A 17,779-nucleotide genomic window follows, 5' to 3' on the forward strand; every position below is an offset into this window, starting at 1 on the left:
CGTGCGATTGCCTTGATTCGTGCAACAGGCCTTCATCGCCGAAGCGCCACTACAATGGGCGCATGAGTTCTGTTTCATCCCCATGCGCCCGACGCACCGCTTCCGTCCTGATCCCGCCGGCAGGGCTCCTCCTGGCGTTCTTCGTGGCCTTCGCCGGTCTGATCCGGCCGGCCCTGGCGGAGGCCGCCTATGCACTGCAGGGCCGGGTCGTGGCGGTGTCCGACGGCGATACCCTGACGCTGCTGGCCGGGCGTGACCGTCACCGGGTCCGGCTGGCCAGCATCGACGCCCCGGAAACCGGACATGGCCGCCAGCGGCCTGGCCAGCCGTTCGCCCAGGCGGCCCGCAAGGCCCTGGCCGACCTGGTGGCCGGCAAGACGCTGACCCTGCGCTGCTTCGAGCGGGACCGCTATGCGCGCGACGTCTGCGACGTGCCGCTGCCCGATGGCCGGACCGCCAACCGCGTCATGGTCGAGAACGGCCTGGCCTGGGCCAACCGGCAGGGCGGCGGCAAATATCTGCGCGACGCGGCCATGGCCGGCCTGGAGCGCCAGGCGCGCGACCGGCGCCTGGGCCTGTGGCGCCAGCCCGGCGCCATTGCGCCCTGGGATTGGCGCTGGCAATGCTGGGATGCGCTTGAAAATGGCCGGCCGACCTCCATCTGTTGATCATGACACTTAAAGTATTCGACCTTTCGTGCGAGCACGACCATGTCTTCGAAGGCTGGTTCTCGTCCCAGGACAGCTATCAGGACCAGTTGTCCCAGGGGCTGGTGCATTGCCCCGTCTGCCACAGCGACCGGATCACGCGCCGGGTCTCGGCCCCGCGCCTGAACGTCAGTCACCTGCGTGCCGAACCGGCCGCTCCGCGTGCCGGGTCCGCGCCTCGGGACCGGGCGGCGGTCGCGGCGCCGTCCGGCGACCAGATGGCCCGCCTGCAGGCCGAAGTCCTGCGCCAGATCCGCCGCATCGTGCGCCAGACCGACGATGTCGGCGCCCGGTTCGCCGACGAGGCCCGCCGCATGCACAGCGGCGAGATCGAGGAACGGCCCATCCGTGGCACGGCCTCGGCCGAGGAATGCCGCGAGCTGGTCGACGAAGGCATTTCCATCATGCCGATTCCCGACATTCTGGACGACGACCGGCTGCAATAGGCGCCTGCCGCGTCCGGACAGGAATCGCCGGCAACGGAAAAGAAAAAACCGGGCCAGGGCCCGGTTTTTCGCATCCGCGGCGCGGCAATCACATCACCCGGCTGCGGTATTCGTTGGTGCGGGTGTCGATCTCGATCTTGTCGCCGATGTTGCAGAACAGCGGCACGGACAACTCGTAGCCGGTGTTGATCTTGGCGGGCTTGAGGACTTTGCCGGACGTGTCGCCCTTGACGGCGGGCTCGGTGTAGGTGATCTCGCGCACGATGATCGTGGGCAGTTCCACGGAGATCGCGCGGCCGTCGTAGAAGACGACTTCGACCTTCATGCCTTCTTCGAGGTAGTTCAGCGCATCGCCCATGCTGTCGGCTTCGACTTCGTGCTGGTTGTATTCCTCGTCCATGAAGACGTACATCGGATCGGCGAAGTAGGAATAGGTGCATTCCTTGTGCTCGAGCATGACCTGCTCGAATTTCTCGTCGGCCTTGTAGACGGATTCGCTGGCGCTGCCGGTCAGCAGGTTCTTGAACTTGAGCTTGACGACGGCGGCGTTGCGACCGGACTTGTTGTACTCGGCCTTCTGGACGACGAGGGGGTCGCTGCCGACCATGACGACGTTGCCAACGCGCAGTTCCTGTGCGATTTTCATGGGGAAAACTCCGGGGATGTGTGCCCCGTGCCAAAACGCATTCCGAGGCAAAGCTGAAAAAAATTAACTGTGCATTCTAGCGCGTTTGATGCATTCGCAGGCAGAAATCCAGCAAATCTTGACCCAGATCGGCCAGGTGCGCCAGTTCGTCGCGCCAGGCCAGGCTGCGTGCGCGCCAGTCGGACCAGACGGGCTCCCGCAAGGCGGCGGCCAGTGATCGGGACACGGCATCGTCGTCCGACCGGTTCCAGTCGCGGGTCAGCTCGGTGGCCGGTGCGGGCCAGCGGGCACGGTCCAGCCAGGCCTCCAGTTTGTCCAGGTGGATGTCCTCGGCCTGGCGGTAGATCTGCCAGACCAGAGGCGCGCCGGCCCAGAGCGCCCGCACCAGGGAATCCTCGCCGCGGATGAAGTTCAGGTCGCAGCACCCCAGCAGTTCGTCGAAACGGGATTGGGGCACGAAGGGGATGGGCCGGATGCGCAGGCTGTCCCGGTCGCGCGGCGCGGCTGCGGGGCGGTCGCCGGGCACGAGCATCCAGACGGGCCTTTCCAGGTCGGCAAGGGCCGCGCACAGCCCGGCCAGCGGGGCATCCGGGTAGCAGAACAGCAGCACGCACAGGGCGTCGGATGGCGGCGCGGCCGGCAGGCCGGTCAGTGCCTGGAGGCGTGCGCCGCGATCCTGTGCCCGTGCGTCGGCGTGCCGCGCCAGCAGGTCCGGCTCGCGCAGCAGCCCGCCGGTGGACGGGGTGAAGCCGGGGAAGAAAAAGAATTTCGACACGCCGTTGGCCTGCGGCGAGGGCAGACCGTGACAGCCTTCCACCCAGGACTCGGCGCTGAGGTATTCCAGGTTGATCCACAGGCAGTCGCGTCCGGCCATGGCGGCCTCGTAGGCTGGAGGCAGGTCGCAGGCAAAGGCTTCGACCACCACGCCGCCGCGAGGCGGCATGGCCTGTTCCGCCCGGTGCCATGGGGCGATCCGCACGCCGTCCAGGACCTGCTCGCCGGCCTGGACGTCCAGCGCCGGCAGCAGCCGCGCCAGCACTTCGGGCCTGTCGATCCACAGGCGCACCGGCTGGCCCAGCGCGGCCAACCGCCGGGCCAGCCGCCAGCACACGCCCGCGTCGCCGAAATTGTCGACGACGCGGCAGAACAGGTCGAAAGGCAGGATGTTCATGACGTCAGGCGCGGCGCGCCGGGGCGATGGCGTCTGTCGGGCAGATGCGCGGCGCCGGCGGCGGACCGGCGGGCCGGGTGGAGTCCTAGTGGAACTGGACGGGTTCCGGATCGATTTCCTCAGGCAATTCAGGATGCTGCATCTCGCCCAGCATGTTGGGGAAATACGGTGTGCCGCAGTCCTCGCAGAATTCCATGGGTTGCAGGCCGGGCAGGCGGCGGATGTCCTGGATGCCGCATTCGCGCAGCAGCGCGGCGATCGCGTCCCAGGTGTCGACCTGGCCTTCGGCGTCCGGATCGGGCTGGGATTCCTCGCGGCTGAGCGCGGGCCAGACGCAGCCGTAGATCACGTCGTTGCTCTGGCGGGTGCAGAAACCGATGCGGTATTCCTCGATGGCCTGGTCGCCGCAGGCGACCAGCGCCGCCCGCAGGTCCGTGCCCGGGATGCGGGCGGCGGTCTGCAGCCAGGTGGCGGCCGCTTTCAGGGTCAGCGGGCGGATGCCCTGGTCGGCCTGGCGGGTGCTGGTGTAATAGGCTTCCGGGCGCAGGTATTCCAGTTGGCAACCGGTGAAGGCGGGTTCCAGGATACGCGCGCAGCCCTCGGCCCATCGACTCGCGATGACGTCCTGGGTCGGGGATTCGGCGGGCAGGGGGGATTGCCATTGGAACACGGCGCCGCCGCGCGGGACCACCACCGCGCCGACCAGAAAGAATACGTCGGCCAGAAGGTCTTCCGGTGCTTCGGCGTCGCGCAGCGTGGGGCCGTCCCGGCGCAGGCCCAGGGCACGCTGCGCCAGCGCCTGGGTCCAGGCACGGGTTTCCTGGAATGATTGGGGCAGGCGGTCGAAGCGGATCAGCGAGGGCAACAGGCAGACCCGGGCGCCGGTTCCCAGGACGGTATCCGCCAGCAGCGTTTCGAGGGCCTGCAGCTGGGGCGCGCTGAGATGGCCGGCCGGCAGCCGATAGCGGGTCCAGGCCAGGACGGGCGCCGAGATCAGCAGTGTGTCGCAGTCCTGGCCGTCCGGTCCCGGCATCAGGGATTCGGAGCGGGTTTCGGCCAGTTCCACCAGCATTTCGTAGGCGGCCGAGCGCTGTTCCAGCAGGACGTCCAGAGCGGATTCCACGGCGCGCCCGTGGCGGGCGCCCAGGGCCTTGTCCAGGGCTTCGCCGAGGCGGTCTTCCCAATAGGCGTCTTCCAGGTGACTGCCCGAGCGCGACAGGGCCTCGGCCAGTGAAATCAGGGTCTGCGACGTGCGCGACAGGGAGGATGAGCGGGAACGGGGGGGCATGGCGGACCGGGAAACGAGATAAGCATTAGTGTACCGCGAGCGGCCCGGGTCCCAGCCGATGGACGGCGCATTGAAAACGCCCCGTGGGCCGGACGGGGTGTCCGGCCCACGGGGCGTGGCCTGTCCGGGTTTCCGGGCCGCCGGGGCGGATCAGGCGTCGACCGTGTTGGCGACCGAGGTGAAGTCCTCGATCTGGTCGAAGTTCATGTAGCGGTAGATGTCCTGGCTGTCCTTGGTCAGCAGGCCCATGGCTTCGAGGTATTCCTCGCGCGTGGGAATGCGGCCCAGGCCCGAGCAGATCGCTGCCATTTCGGCCGAGCCCAGGAACACGTTGGAGTTCTTGCCCAGGCGGTTGGGGAAGTTGCGCGTGCTGGTCGAGAACACCGTGGCGCCTTCGCGCACCTGGGCCTGGTTGCCCATGCACAGCGAGCAGCCCGGCATTTCCATGCGGGCGCCGGCCGTGCCGAACGTGCCGTAGTGGCCTTCCTTGGTCAGCTCGCTGGCGTCCATCTTGGTGGGCGGGGCGACCCAGAGCTTGGAGGGCAGGTCGCGCTTGCCCTTGAGCAGCGTGGCGGCGGCGCGGAAGTGGCCGATGTTGGTCATGCAACTGCCGATGAAGACTTCGTCGATGGCGGTGCCGGCCACGTCCGACAGCGTCTTGACGTCGTCCGGATCGTTCGGGCAGGCGACGATGGGCTCATGGATGTCCGCCAGGTCGATGTCGATCACCGCCGCGTATTCGGCGTCGGCGTCGGGCTCGACCAGTTGCGGGTCCGCCAGCCAGGCTTCCATGTTCTTGATGCGGCGGGCCAGGGTGCGGGCATCCTGGTAGCCGTTGGCGATCATCCATTTCAGCAGCGTGATGTTGCTGTTCAGGTATTCGATGATCGGTTCCTTGTTCAGTCGTACCGTGCAGGCCGCGGCGGAGCGTTCGGCCGAAGCGTCGGACAGCTCGAACGCCTGTTCGATCTTCAGGTTCGGCAGCCCCTCGATTTCCAGGATGCGGCCGGAGAAGATGTTTTTCTTGCCTTTCTTTTCGACCGTCAGCAGTCCCTGCTTGATCGCGTACAGCGGGATCGCGTTGACCAGGTCGCGCAGCGTGACGCCGGGCTGCATTTCGCCCTTGAAGCGCACCAGCACGGATTCGGGCATGTCCAGCGGCATGACGCCGGTGGCGGCGGCGAAGGCGACCAGGCCGGAACCGGCCGGGAAGCTGATGCCGATCGGGAAGCGGGTGTGCGAGTCGCCGCCGGTGCCGACCGTGTCGGGCAGCAGCATGCGGTTCAGCCACGAGTGAATGATGCCGTCGCCCGGACGCAGCGCTACGCCGCCGCGCGTGCTGATGAAGGCGGGCAGTTCATGGTGGGTCTTGACGTCCACGGGTTTGGGATAGGCGGCGGTGTGGCAGAAGGACTGCATCACCAGATCGGCCGAGAAGCCCACGCAGGCCAGGTCTTTCAGTTCGTCGCGGGTCATGGGGCCGGTGGTGTCCTGGCTGCCGACCGAGGTCATGCGCGGTTCGCAGTAGGTGCCGGGGCGTACGCCCTGGCCTTCAGGCAGGCCGCAGGCGCGGCCGACCAGTTTCTGCGCCAGGGAATAGCCCTTGCCCGAGTCGGCGGGGGATTCCGGCAGGCGGAACAGCGTCGTGGGCGGCAAGCCCAGGGACGCGCGGGCCTTGGCGGTCAGGCCGCGGCCGATGATCAGCGGGATGCGGCCGCCGGCGCGGACTTCGTCCAGCAGCACATCGGACTTGAGCTGGAATTCGGAGATCACCTGGCCGTTTTTCAGGGCCTTGCCTTCGTAGGGACGCAGCTCGATGACGTCGCCCATGTTCATGGCGGACACGTCCAGTTCGATGGGCAGGGCGCCGGAATCTTCCATGGTGTTGTAGAAGATCGGGGCGATCTTGCTCCCCAGACAGACGCCGCCGAAGCGCTTGTTGGGCACGAAGGGGATGTCTTCGCCGGTGTGCCAGATGACGGAGTTGGTGGCCGACTTGCGCGAGGAGCCGGTGCCGACCACGTCGCCCACGTAGGCGACCAGGTGGCCCTTGGCCTTGAGTTCGTCGAGCAGCTTGATCGGGCCGACCTGGCCGGGGGCGTCGGGCGTGATGCCGTCGCGCGGATTCTTCAGCATCGCCAGGGCGTGCAGCGGGATGTCCGGGCGGCTCCAGGCGTCGGGGGCGGGAGACAGATCGTCGGTGTTGGTTTCACCGGTGACCTTGAATACGGTCAAAGTCAGGCTTTGCGGGACTTCGGGGCGGCTGGTGAACCATTCCGCGTCCGCCCAGCTTTGCAGCACGGCCTGGGCGTGGGCGTTGCCCGCCTTGGCTTTTTCTTCGATGTCGTGGAAGGCGTCGAAGACCAGCAGGGTCTTCTTCAGGCCTTCGGCGGCGACCGGCGCCAGGTCGGCGTGGTCCAGCAGTTCGATCAGGGCGCTGATGTTGAAACCGCCCAGCATGGTGCCCAGCAGTTCGGTGGCGCGGCGGGCGTCGATCAGGGGGCAGGATTCCTTGCCCAGCGCGACGGCGGCCAGGTAGGAGGCCTTGACCTGGGCGGCGTCGTCCACGCCGGCGGGGACGCGGTGCGTGAACAGGTCCAGCAGGAATTCGGCTTCGCCGGCGGGCGGGTTTTTCAGCAGTTCGATCAGGTCGGCCGTCTGCTTGGCCGTCAGGGGAAGCGGCGGGATGCCGATCGCCTCGCGGGCGGCGGCTTCGGTGCGGTAGGATTCCAGCATGGAGTGATGCCCCAGGAAAGAGGGTTGGTGAACGCGCCTATTTTACCGGCAAGCCCGGCGATCAGGCAATGGTCTTATATAAGATATAAGACCAAAGGCCCTGCCGGTCGTTCTCCGGGCGTTGTTCCCCGCTTGCCTGGGAGCGGAAATCCGGGCGGACCGGGCATTGCCCGGCCCAGGGGGCGGGGATCGTTCAGAAGCGGTAGCCGACCCCGATGGTGGCGACCCAGGGATTGATCTTGGTCTTGCCGATGTCCGCGCCATTCAGGCGGACGTTGGACGAAATGTCAATGTAGCGCAGGTCCGCGTTCAGGAACCAACGGTCGTTGAGCTGGTAGTCCACGCCGATCTGGGCGGCGACGCCCCAGGAGTCATCCAGGCTGAGCGTGCCCAGCTTGCTGTGCGTATCGAAGAAGGTCGTGTAGTTCAGGCCCACGCCCACGTAGGGCTGAAACGTGGCGTCCGGCAGGAAGTGCCATTGCAGGCTGAGGGTGGGCGGCAGGTGCTGGGTCGAGCCGATGTCGCCCAGGCCCTTGGCGTTGATCGTGTGCTTGAAGGGGTAGGCCCCCAGCAGTTCGATGCCGATGTGGCGCGTGGCCATGTAGGTCAGGGTGAAGCTGGGGCGGGTGCTGCCGTCGATGTCCAGCTTGACGGCGCCGTTGGCCACGGTGCCGTTGTCTGACTTGGGTTCGACATGCGTGACACCGACCTTCAGCAGGATGTCGCCTGCTTCGTGGGCCAGCGCCGGCGCGGCGGCGAAGGCGCCTGCGGCCAGCGCGCACGCGAGGAGGGTGTGTCGAAGGCGGAATGCCATGAGGAAATCTCCCTGTTGATGATGTGGTTATAGGAGTCCTCATTTTCGGGAAAACCCTGATCTGGGGATTTAATCTCGATCAATCAAAACGTCATTCATCGTCCCGAATGATGAAAAAACATCCACGCCGCCACGTGGGCGGGCAGCCCCCTGGGAAGGTGTCTTGCCTTGGGCCGGTCGCGGATAAAAAAACGGCGCGAGAAGACTCGCGCCGGGTCGCAGACGATCGGGGGACGTCAATCCACCAGATCCTGATATTCCGGATGGCGTTTCACATAGGCCGCCACGTAGGAGCAGAGCGGCCGGACCCGCCAGCCGCGCGTGCGGGCCGTGTCCAGCCCGGTGCGTACCAGGTCTGCGGCGATGCCGCGCCCGCCCACGGCGGCCGGCACCCCCGTGTGCGTGAACGACGCGACCGCGCCGTCCAGGACATAGTCCAGCACGCACAACTGGCCGTCCTCCGTCCATTCGAAACGGTGGGTGGCCTCGTCGTGGCGGATGGCCCGGGCCGGGGCGGGGGCTTCAGATGACATACAGGTCCACGTATTCGTGCACCGGCATGGCTTCCAGTTTCGCCTGGTCCAGTGACACGTCCAGGATGCGCTGCTGCTGGCGGGTCGGGAACTGGCGGGCCAGGTTCGTGCGGAACTTGGCTTCCAGCAGCGGAATGCCGTCCTTGCGGCGGCGTTTGTGGCCGATCGGGTATTCGCAGACGATTTCATCGAGTTTCGTGCCGTCCGTGAATTCGACCGTCAGCGCATTGGCGATGGAGCGTTTGTCCGGATCGTGGTAATCGGCGGTGAAGGCGGGGTCCTCCACGCAGACCATCTTGTCACGCAGCGCGTCGATGCGCGGGTCGGCGGCCACGCCGTCCTCGTAGTCCGAAGCCGTGAGGCGGCCGAAGAGGATGGGCACGGCCACCATGTACTGGATGCAGTGGTCACGGTCCGCGGGGTTGTTCAGCGGGCCTTTCTTGTCGATGATGCGGATGCAGGCCTCGTGCGTGCGGATCGTGATTTTCTTGATGTCGGCATCCGTCTTGCCCAGGGACTTCAGCTTTTCATGGATCTGCATGGCGCATTCCACTGCGGTTTGCGAGTGGAATTCGGCCGGGAACGAGATCTTGAACAGCACGTTTTCCATCACGTACGTGCCGTAGGGGCGCTGGAACTTGAAGGGCTGACCCTTGAACAGCACATCGTAGAAGCCCCAGACCGGCGCGGTCAGTACGGACGGATAGCCCATTTCGCCGGTGCGGGCCATCAGGGCCAGGCGCACGGCGCGGCTGGTGGCGTCGCCCGCCGCCCAGGACTTGCGGCTGCCGGTGTTGGGCGCGTGGCGGTAGGTGCGCAGGCTCTGGCCGTCCACCCAGGCCAGGGACACGGCGTTGATGGCTTCCTCGCGCGACAGGCCCAGCATCTGGGACACCACGGCGGTGGAGGCGACCTTCACGAGCACCACGTGGTCCAGGCCGACCTTGTTGAAGGAGTTTTCCAGCGCGATGCAGCCCTGGATTTCGTGCGCCTTGATCATGCCTTCCAGCACCGCGCGCATGGTGAGCGGCGCTTTGCCGGCTGCCACGGCGTTGCGCGACAACCAGTCGGCCACGGCCAGGACGCCGCCCAGATTGTCGGACGGATGGCCCCATTCGGCCGCCAGCCAGGTGTCGTTGAAGTCCAGCCAGCGGATCATGCAGCCGATGTTGAACGCGGCCTGCACCGGATCCAGCTGGAACTGCGTGCCGGGAACCTTGGCGCCGTTGGGGACGATGGTGCCGGGCACGATGGGGCCCATGAGCTTGCGGCAGGCCGGGTATTCCAGGCCTTCCAGGCCGCAGCCCAGGGTGTCGATCAGGCAGTTGCGGGCGGTTTCGAGCGCCAGCGCGCTGTCGATCTTGTAGTCGAAGACGTAATCGACGATGTCCACCAGGACCTGGTCGGGCTGGGGACGGACGTTGGAAATGGGTGCGGACATGGGGGTTCCTGAAAGAAGTCGGCTTATTTGCGCTTGGCCAGGGGGACGAACTTGCGGTCTTCCGGACCGACGTAGTTGGCCGTCGGGCGGATGATCTTGTTGTCGATGCGCTGTTCGATGATGTGCGCCGACCAGCCGGCCGTGCGGGCGATGACGAACAGGGGGGTGAACATGGCGGTGGGCACGCCCATCATGTGATAGGACACGGCCGAGAACCAGTCCAGATTGGGGAACATTTTCTTGGCGTCCCACATCACGGACTCCAGGCGCTCGGCGATGTCGAACATCTTCATCGAGCCGGCGGACTTGGACAGGCGGCGGGCGACGGCCTTGATGACCTTGTTGCGCGGATCCGAGACCGTGTAGACGGGATGGCCGAAGCCGATCACGACCTCCTTGGCCTCGACGCGGCGGCGGATGTCGGCCTCGGCCTCGTCGGGCGTGTCGTAGCGTTTCTGGATCTCGAAGGCGACCTCGTTGGCGCCGCCGTGCTTCGGGCCGCGCAGTGCGCCGATGGCGCCGGTGATGGCCGAATACATGTCCGACCCCGTGCCGGCGATCACGCGGCCGGTGAAGGTCGAGGCGTTGAATTCGTGCTCCGCGTACAGGATCAGCGAAGTGTGCATCGCGCGGACCCACTCGTCGGACGGGGTTGCGCCGTGCAGCAGGTGCAGGAAATGGCCGCCGATGCTGTCGTCCTCGGTCTCGACGCTGATGACGCGACCGTTGTGGCTGTAGTGGTACCAGTACAGCAGGGCCGAGCCCAGGCTGGCCATCAGGCGGTCGGCGATGTCGCGCGCGTCCGGCAGGTTGTGGTCGTCTTTTTCCGGCAGCACGCAGCCCAGCACCGAAGCGGCCGTGCGCATCACGTCCATGGGGTGGCTGGCGGCGGGCAGGGCTTCCAGGGCCACCTGGACCTGGGCGGGCAGGCCGCGCAGGCGGCGCAGTTTTTCCTTGTAGGCCTTGAGCTCGGACGGCGTCGGCAGCTTGCCGTGGATCAGCAGGTGGGCGACTTCCTCGAACTCGCAGGTGTCGGCGATGTCCAGGATGTCGTAGCCGCGGTAGTGCAGATCGTTGCCGCTGCGGCCCACCGTGCAGAGCGCGGTGTTGCCGGCGACGATGCCCGACAGGGCCACGGATTTCTTGGGCTTTGGACCCGGGGGCGCGGCGGCGGGGGCCTCGGCCTGGACGGCGGGCGCCTTGGGCGCGGCAGCCTTGCGGACGGGGGTCTTCCGGGCGGAGGAGGTGTTCTTGGTCGCCATCAGCGGTCTCCTTGGATGAGCGGGTTCGGTTCGAAGGCGGGTCCGGTCAGGACGTCTTGTGCTTGCCCTGCTGGAACAGGGCGTCGAGCTGTTCTTCGTAATGGTGGTAGCCGATCCGGTCGTAGAGCTCCTCGCGGGTCTGCATCAGGTCGAGGACCTGGTGCTGGTGGCCGTCGCGGCGGATGGCTTCGTAGACGGCCTCGGCCGCCTTGTTCATGGCGCGGAAGGCCGACAGGGGATAGAGCACGATGCCCACGCCCGCGCCCTTGAGTTCTTCGACCGTGAACAGCGGTGTCTTGCCGAATTCGGTGATGTTCGCCAGCACGGGGACGTTCAGGCTGCTGGAAAATTTCCGGTAAGTGTCCAGGTCGTAGGACGCTTCCGCGAAGATTGCGTCGGCACCCGCCTCGACGCAGGCGTGTGCGCGTTCCAGGGCCGCGTCCACGCCGCTGACGGCAATTGCGTCGGTGCGCGCGATGACGTAGAAATCGCTGTCGGTGCGCGCGTCCACGGCGGCCTTCACGCGGTCGGCCATTTCTTCCGTGCCGACGATTTCCTTGCCGGGCCGGTGGCCGCAGCGCTTGGCGCCGACCTGGTCCTCGATGTGGCAGCCGGCGGCGCCGAACTTGACCAGGGACTTGACGGTGCGGGCGATGTTGAAGGCCGAAGGCCCGAAGCCGGTGTCGATGTCCACCAGCAGCGGCAGGTCGCAGACGTCGGTGATGCGGCGCACGTCGGTCAGGACGTCATCGAGCGTGTTGATGCCCAGGTCGGGCAGGCCGAGCGAGCCTGCGGCCACGCCGCCGCCCGAGAGGTAGATGGCCCGGTAGCCGGCGCGGCGGGCCAGCAGGGCGTGATTGGCGTTGATGGCCCCGATGATCTGCAGGGGGGATTCTTCGTTCAGCGCCTGGCGAAGCAGGGCGCCGGGGGAGGCGGGACGGGTCATGATGGACGCTCCGGTGGGCCGCCGGCGCCCGGCGTGCCCGGATTCGCGGCAGCAATCGCCCCGGATGGGGGCGTGGTTCCAGTCGACGGCAGGGGCATTCTGGCCGCGCGGGGCCGGCGTGTCTGTCATCGGCCGGACATTCGGCGGCGGGCGGCCTCGCGGGCACGCGTCCGCCGCCGTCGGGCTTACTTCAGCAGGTCGGCGACGCCGTCGCGTTCCTCGAGCAGTTCATTCAGGGTGAAGTCCATGCGCTCGCGCGAGAAGGCGTCGATTTCCAGACCGGTGACGCGGGTGTATTCGCCGTTGGCCGTGGTGACCGGCACGCCGTAGACGATGCCCTCGGGGATGCCGTAGGAGCCGTCGGACGGGACGCCCATGGTGACCCACTTGCCGTTGGTGCCCAGCACCCAGTCGTGGATGTGGTCGATGGCGGCGTTGGCGGCCGAGGCGGCCGAGGACAGGCCGCGTGCGGCGATGATGGCCGCGCCGCGCTTGCCCACGGTGGGGATGAAGGTATCGACGATCCAGGCGGGATCATTGATCAGGGCCTGGGCGGGCTGGCCGCCGATGGTGGCGAAGCGCGTGTCCGGGTACATGGTGGGCGAGTGGTTGCCCCACACGACCAGCTTTTCGATGTCGGCCACGGCCTTGCCGGTCTTGGCGGCGAGTTGCGAGAGCGCGCGGTTGTGGTCCAGGCGCAGCATGGCGGTGAAGTTCTTGGCCGGCAGGTCCGGGGCGGACTTCATGGCGATGTAGGCGTTCGTGTTGGCCGGGTTGCCGACCACCAGCACCTTGACGTCGCGGCTGGCGACTTCGTTCAGGGCCTTGCCCTGGGCGGTGAAGATCTGGGCATTGACCTGCAGCAGGTCCTTGCGTTCCATGCCGGGGCCGCGCGGACGGGCGCCGACCAGCAGGGCGATGTCGGCGTCCTTGAAGGCGGTGCGCGGGTCGCTGTGGGCGCTCATGCCGGCCAGCAGCGGGAAGGCGCAGTCGTCCAGTTCCATCATCACGCCCTGCAGGGCTTTCTGGGCCTTCTCGTCGGGGATTTCGAGCAATTGCAGGATGACGGGCTGGTCCTTGCCGAGCATTTCGCCCGAAGCGATGCGGAACAGCAGGGCATAGCCGATCTGGCCGGCGGCGCCGGTGACCGCGACGCGCATGGCGGGTTTGGACATGGTGATTCTCCGATAGTGTGAGAGGATATCCGGGGGTATGCGAAATGCCGAAAAGAGTAGTGTATTTCATCGTCCAGCGTCAAGGGTCTTATATCTTATATAAGACAGAAGAGTATTAGACATCCGGCCCGGGAAGTGCGAAAATGCGGCGTCTCATCCTGTAGCATGGCCGCACGGCAGCATCTCCTGACCGACATGTCCGACTCCCCCCCCATCGATCGACCGCAGACGCCGAGCCGCGCGCCGCACAGCGCCGCGTTCAGCCCCCTGTATCAGCAGATCAAGGGCCTGATCCTGCAGGGCCTGGATCGGGGCGAATGGAAACCGGGCGAATCGATTCCCAGCGAACTCGAACTGGCGGCCCGGTTCCAGGTCAGCCAGGGCACCGTGCGCAAGGCCATCGACGAACTGGCTGCGGAGAACCTGCTGATCCGCCGCCAGGGCAAGGGCACCTTCGTGGCCACGCACAACGAGGCCAGGGTGCGCTACCGGTTCCTGCGCCTGACGCCCGATGACGGCCGCACCGGCGTGTCCAGCAGCCAGATTCTGGACTGCCGCCGCACCAAGGCCTCGGCGGAGATCGCCGCCGCCCTGGATCTGCGCGCCGGAGACGCGGTCGTGAACATGCGGCGCGCGTTGTCCTTCGATGACGTGCCCACCATTCTGGACGACATCTGGTTGCCGGGCAGCGTCTTCAAGGGCCTGACCCTGGAATCGCTGCTGCGCTACCGGGGGCCGGTCTACGCCCTGTTCGAGACCGAGTTCGGCGTCAGCATGGTGCGCGCCGAGGAAAAGATCCGCGCCGTGGCGGCGACCGACGTCCAGGCCGAACTGCTGCGGGTTCAGCCCGGCAGTCCGCTGCTCCAGGTCGAGCGCATCGCCTACACCTATGGCGACCGTCCCATGGAGTTGCGCCGGGGCCATTATGTCACGGAGCGTTACCATTACCGCAACAGTTTGAATTGACTCCCGGATGGGCGAAAATGCCGAGTGAGTCCCGAATTCCTTCCATCTTCCAACTACGAGGCCATCATGTCTGAATCAGCCACAAAGCCGCGCCCGCAGTTCCGTAACCTGGGGTTGAGCGACCTCATGAGTTACCGCCTGCCCCCGGCGGCCAAAGCATCCATCCTGCATCGGGTCAGCGGCGCGCTGCTGTTCCTGGCGCTGCCGCTGGTGATCGTGCCGTTGTTCGCGCAAAGCGTCCAGTCGCCCGATACCTTCGCCGCCATGAAGGAATGGGTCGCCAACCCGGCCTGTAAGATCGTGCTGCTGGTCCTGATGTGGGGCTATTTCCACCATTTCTGCGCGGGCATCCGCTATCTGACGCTGGATATGCATGTGGGCAATGCGCGCGAACCCTCGCAGCGCTCCGGCGCCCTGGTGATCGGCGTGTCCCTGGCCCTGACCGTGGTCTTCGGCCTGAAACTTTTTGGAGCATGGTAATGGCTCAAGAACGCATCGGCCGCAAGCGCCTGGTCGTGGGCGCGCACTACGGCACCCGCGACTTCATCGTCCAGCGCGCCACCGCCGTCATCATGGCGGTCTACACCCTGGTCCTGGTCCTGTACGCGGTCCTGGTCCCCAGCCTGGATTTCGATTCCTGGCGCGCCTTTTTCGCCTTCACCCTCGGCGCGCTGCCGGTCGGGCAACTGCTGGCCACGCTGGCCTTCCTGTCGCTCGCCTGGCACGCCTGGGTCGGGGTGCGCGACATCTGGATGGACTACGCCCATTCCGACGGCCTGCGCCTGTTCCTGCAGGTCCTGACCATCCTGTGGCTGGTGGCCGCGGTGGTCTTCTTCGGTCAAATTCTCTGGAGTCTCTAACGTGGCCGCTGTCAACAAATCCCTTCCGCGCCGCCAGTTCGATGTGGTGGTCGTCGGCGCCGGCGGAGCCGGCCTGCGTTGTTCCCTGCAACTGGCCCAGGCCGGCCTGTCCGTGGCCGTGCTGTCCAAGGTCTTCCCCACGCGCTCGCATACCGTGGCCGCCCAGGGCGGCGTCAGCGCCTCGCTGGGCAACATGAGCGAGGATCACTGGCAATGGCACATGTACGACACCGTCAAGGGCTCCGACTGGCTCGGCGACCAGGACGCGATCGAATTCATGGTCCGCGAAGCGCCCAACGCCGTGTACGAGCTCGAGCACTTCGGCATGCCCTTCGACCGCAACCCGGACGGCACCATCTACCAGCGCCCGTTCGGCGGCCACACGTCCCATTTCGGTGAAAAGCCGGTCCAGCGCGCCTGTGCCGCGGCCGACCGCACCGGCCACGCGATGCTGCACACGCTCTACCAGCGCAATGTCGCCGCCCGCACCCAGTTCTTCGTCGAATGGATGGCGCTCGACCTGCTGCGCAACAACGACGGCGACGTGCTGGGCGTGACCGCGATGGAAATGGAAACCGGCGAAATCTACGTCCTGGAAGCCAAGCACACGGTGCTGGCCACCGGCGGCGCCGGCCGGATCTGGGCTGCGACCACCAATGCCTTCATCAATACCGGCGACGGCCTGGGCATGGCCGCCCGCGCAGGCATCCCCTTGCAGGACATGGAATTCTGGCAGTTCCACCCCACCGGCGTGGCGGGCGCGGGCGTGCTGATCACCGAAGGCGTGCGCGGCGAAGGCGGTTTCCTGCTGAACAAGGACGGCGAGCGCTTCATGGAACGCTACGCGCCCCAACTGAAGGATCTGGCGCCGCGCGATTTCGTGTCGCGTTCGATGGACCAGGAAATCAAGGAAGGCCGCGGCTGCGGCGACGGCAGCTACGTGCTGCTCAAGCTCGATCACCTGGGCGCGGAAACCATCACCAAGCGTCTGCCGTCGATCCGCGAGATCGCCATCAAGTTCGCCAACATCGACCCGATCAAGGACCCGATCCCCGTCGTGCCGACGATCCATTACCAGATGGGCGGCATTCCGGCCAATTACCACGGCCAGGTCGTCACCCGCGTCAACGGCCAGGAAAAGATCGTCAACGGTCTGTACGCGATCGGCGAATGCGCGGCGACCTCGGTGCACGGCGCCAACCGCCTGGGCACCAATTCCCTGCTGGACCTGATCGTGTTCGGGCGCTCGGCGGGCAACTTCATCGTGTCGCAGCATCCGGAACGCGAACACAGCCACAAGCCGCTGCCGGATACCGACATCGACGCCTCGCTGGACCGTGTCAACCGGCTGGAATCCCGCACCTCGGGCGAAAAGGCCCAGGACGTGGCCAACAAGATGCGCGTGGCCATGCAGGCCCACTGCGGTGTGTTCCGCAAGCTGGATCTCCTCAAAGAAGGCGCGCAGGTCGTCGCCGACCTGGTGCCCGAAGTCCAGGACATCTATTTCGCCGACAAGTCCAAGGTCTTCAACACCGCCCGCATCGAGGCCCTCGAAGTCGCCAACATGATCGAGGTCGCCCGCGCCACCACGAAATCGGCGGCCAACCGCCTGGAATCGCGCGGCGCCCATGCCCTGGAAGAATACCCTGAGCGCGACGATGTGAACTGGCTCAAGCACACCCTGTGGTTCTCGGAGGACGACCGCCTCGAATACACCCCGGTGCGCATGCAGCCCCTGACTGTGGACAGCATCCCGCCCAAGCCGCGCACCTTCTAATCTGGATATCGTCATGAGTGAAAAACGCATCGTGAAATTCGAGATCTACCGCTACGATCCGGACAAGGACGAGCGGCCGTACATGCAGAAATTCGAGGTCGAGCTGCAGCCCACCGACAAGATGCTGCTGGACGCGATCCTGCGCATCAAGAACGAGCTCGACGACAGCCTGGCCCTGCGCCGGTCCTGCCGCGAGGGCGTGTGCGGGTCCGACGCCATGAACATCAACGGCAAGAACGGCCTGGCGTGCACGACCAACTTGCGCGAACTGAAGGAACCCATCGTCCTCAAGCCGCTGCCCGGCCTGCCCGTGGTGCGCGACCTGATCGTGGACATGACCTTCTTCTTCGATCAATACCATTCGATCAAGCCCTACCTGATCAACGACACGCCGCCGCCCGAAAAGGAACGCCTCCAGACCCCCGAGGAACGCGAGGAACTGAACGGCCTGTACGAGTGCATCCTGTGCGGCTCCTGCTCGACCGCCTGTCCGTCCTTCTGGTGGAATCCTGACAAATTCGTCGGCCCGGCCGGCCTGCTCCAGGCCTACCGCTTCATCGCCGATTCGCGCGACGAGGCCACCGGCGAACGGCTGGACAACCTGGAAGACCCCTATCGCCTGTTCCGCTGCCACACGATCATGAACTGCACGGACGTCTGCCCCAAGGGGCTGAATCCGTCGGCCGCGATCGGCAAGATCAAGGAAATGCTCGTGCGGCGCACGGTCTAGGGTCAGGGCATGTCTGGCGATCTGTCCGATCTGGACCGCGCCCGCCTGCGCTGGCGGGCGCGGCGCGGTCTGCTCGAGAACGACCTCATCATCACGCGCTTCCTGGACGCCCGCGAAGCGCAGTTGACCGAGACCGACGTCCGGGCATTGACGCAGCTTTTCGAAATGGGCGACAACGAATTGCTCGATGTTCTGCTGGGACGCGCGGACCTGTCGGGGGCGTACGACGACCCCGTCATCCGCCGGCTCGTCGAGCAGATGAAAGCGCTGTAACTTAAAGG

Annotated in this window: 18 protein-coding genes; 8 read left to right on the forward strand and 10 right to left on the reverse strand. The window is 66.3% G+C overall.

The genetic code is table 11. The annotated features are described in order from the left end of the window. The first annotated feature begins 62 nt into the window (after positions 1–62). Together O4H32_RS07465 and O4H32_RS07470 are read left to right on the forward strand one after the other, a co-directional pair. The gene (locus O4H32_RS07465) at positions 63–668 is read left to right on the forward strand and encodes a thermonuclease family protein (RefSeq protein WP_269357961.1); all 606 of its coding nucleotides are present in this window, start codon (positions 63–65) and stop codon (positions 666–668) included. 2 nt (positions 669–670) lie between these two features. After that, complete coding sequence (locus tag O4H32_RS07470) at positions 671–1,153, forward strand: DUF1178 family protein (RefSeq protein WP_269357962.1); 483 nt, start codon at positions 671–673, stop codon at positions 1,151–1,153. Positions 1,154–1,241: 88 nt separating this feature from the next. Here O4H32_RS07470 and efp read toward each other — a convergent pair whose 3' ends face one another. The 10 genes from efp to O4H32_RS07520 all read right to left on the reverse strand — a co-directional run bounded on the left by efp (position 1,242) and on the right by O4H32_RS07520 (position 13,165). Beyond that, complete coding sequence (gene efp, locus O4H32_RS07475; protein ID WP_269357963.1) at positions 1,242–1,799, reverse strand: elongation factor P; 558 nt, start codon at positions 1,797–1,799, stop codon at positions 1,242–1,244. 76 nt (positions 1,800–1,875) lie between these two features. Then, a complete protein-coding gene (gene earP, locus O4H32_RS07480; RefSeq protein WP_269357964.1) occupies positions 1,876–2,970 on the reverse strand; it encodes an elongation factor P maturation arginine rhamnosyltransferase EarP in 1,095 nt (364 codons plus the stop codon). A gap of 85 nt (positions 2,971–3,055) precedes the next feature. Then, positions 3,056–4,258 (reverse strand): DUF2863 family protein, encoded by a 1,203-nt coding sequence (locus tag O4H32_RS07485; RefSeq protein ID WP_269357965.1) that lies wholly within the window; start codon positions 4,256–4,258, stop codon positions 3,056–3,058. 150 nt (positions 4,259–4,408) lie between these two features. Then, the gene (gene acnB, locus O4H32_RS07490) at positions 4,409–6,994 is read right to left on the reverse strand and encodes a bifunctional aconitate hydratase 2/2-methylisocitrate dehydratase (RefSeq protein ID WP_269357966.1); all 2,586 of its coding nucleotides are present in this window, start codon (positions 6,992–6,994) and stop codon (positions 4,409–4,411) included. A gap of 193 nt (positions 6,995–7,187) precedes the next feature. Beyond that, the gene (locus O4H32_RS07495; protein WP_269357967.1) at positions 7,188–7,808 is read right to left on the reverse strand and encodes an OmpW/AlkL family protein; all 621 of its coding nucleotides are present in this window, start codon (positions 7,806–7,808) and stop codon (positions 7,188–7,190) included. A gap of 236 nt (positions 7,809–8,044) precedes the next feature. After that, complete coding sequence (locus O4H32_RS07500) at positions 8,045–8,341, reverse strand: GNAT family N-acetyltransferase (RefSeq protein WP_269357968.1); 297 nt, start codon at positions 8,339–8,341, stop codon at positions 8,045–8,047. Further along, positions 8,331–9,782: a bifunctional 2-methylcitrate dehydratase/aconitate hydratase gene (locus O4H32_RS07505; protein ID WP_269357969.1), complete on the reverse strand. Its 1,452-nt coding sequence runs from the start codon at positions 9,780–9,782 to the stop codon at positions 8,331–8,333. Before O4H32_RS07505 ends, O4H32_RS07500 begins: the two co-directional genes overlap by 11 nt. Before the next feature lie 23 nt (positions 9,783–9,805). Further along, complete coding sequence (gene prpC, locus O4H32_RS07510) at positions 9,806–11,044, reverse strand: bifunctional 2-methylcitrate synthase/citrate synthase (protein WP_269357970.1); 1,239 nt, start codon at positions 11,042–11,044, stop codon at positions 9,806–9,808. A 46-nt stretch (positions 11,045–11,090) separates the two neighbouring features. Beyond that, on the reverse strand, positions 11,091–11,990 hold the full coding sequence (gene prpB, locus O4H32_RS07515; RefSeq protein ID WP_269357971.1) for a methylisocitrate lyase: 900 nt from the start codon (positions 11,988–11,990) through the stop codon (positions 11,091–11,093). A 185-nt stretch (positions 11,991–12,175) separates the two neighbouring features. Continuing rightward, on the reverse strand, positions 12,176–13,165 hold the full coding sequence (locus tag O4H32_RS07520) for a malate dehydrogenase (RefSeq protein WP_269357972.1): 990 nt from the start codon (positions 13,163–13,165) through the stop codon (positions 12,176–12,178). Positions 13,166–13,360: 195 nt separating this feature from the next. On the opposite strand from O4H32_RS07520, the gene O4H32_RS07525 reads away from it, so the two are divergent. The 6 genes from O4H32_RS07525 to O4H32_RS07550 all read left to right on the forward strand — a co-directional run bounded on the left by O4H32_RS07525 (position 13,361) and on the right by O4H32_RS07550 (position 17,771). Further along, on the forward strand, positions 13,361–14,131 hold the full coding sequence (locus O4H32_RS07525) for a GntR family transcriptional regulator (protein WP_269357973.1): 771 nt from the start codon (positions 13,361–13,363) through the stop codon (positions 14,129–14,131). Between the two features lie 66 nt (positions 14,132–14,197). Further along, positions 14,198–14,611: a succinate dehydrogenase, cytochrome b556 subunit gene (gene sdhC / locus O4H32_RS07530; RefSeq protein WP_269357974.1), complete on the forward strand. Its 414-nt coding sequence runs from the start codon at positions 14,198–14,200 to the stop codon at positions 14,609–14,611. Continuing rightward, positions 14,611–14,991, forward strand: a complete 381-nt coding sequence (sdhD, locus tag O4H32_RS07535; protein WP_269357975.1) for a succinate dehydrogenase, hydrophobic membrane anchor protein — start codon at positions 14,611–14,613, stop codon at positions 14,989–14,991. Before sdhC ends, sdhD begins: the two co-directional genes overlap by 1 nt. Position 14,992: 1 nt before the next feature. After that, on the forward strand, positions 14,993–16,768 hold the full coding sequence (gene sdhA / locus O4H32_RS07540) for a succinate dehydrogenase flavoprotein subunit (protein ID WP_269357976.1): 1,776 nt from the start codon (positions 14,993–14,995) through the stop codon (positions 16,766–16,768). Between the two features lie 13 nt (positions 16,769–16,781). After that, positions 16,782–17,498, forward strand: coding sequence for a succinate dehydrogenase iron-sulfur subunit (locus O4H32_RS07545; RefSeq protein ID WP_269357977.1), 717 nt, complete (start codon positions 16,782–16,784; stop codon positions 17,496–17,498). Between the two features lie 9 nt (positions 17,499–17,507). Continuing rightward, positions 17,508–17,771 carry an FAD assembly factor SdhE gene (locus tag O4H32_RS07550; protein ID WP_269357978.1) on the forward strand — a complete coding sequence of 88 codons (264 nt, stop codon included), beginning with the start codon at positions 17,508–17,510 and terminating at the stop codon, positions 17,769–17,771. Positions 17,772–17,779: the final 8 nt, after the last annotated feature.

Source organism: Castellaniella denitrificans, assembly GCF_027214045.1.
GTDB classification, from domain to species: domain Bacteria; phylum Pseudomonadota; class Gammaproteobacteria; order Burkholderiales; family Burkholderiaceae_B; genus Castellaniella; species Castellaniella denitrificans_A.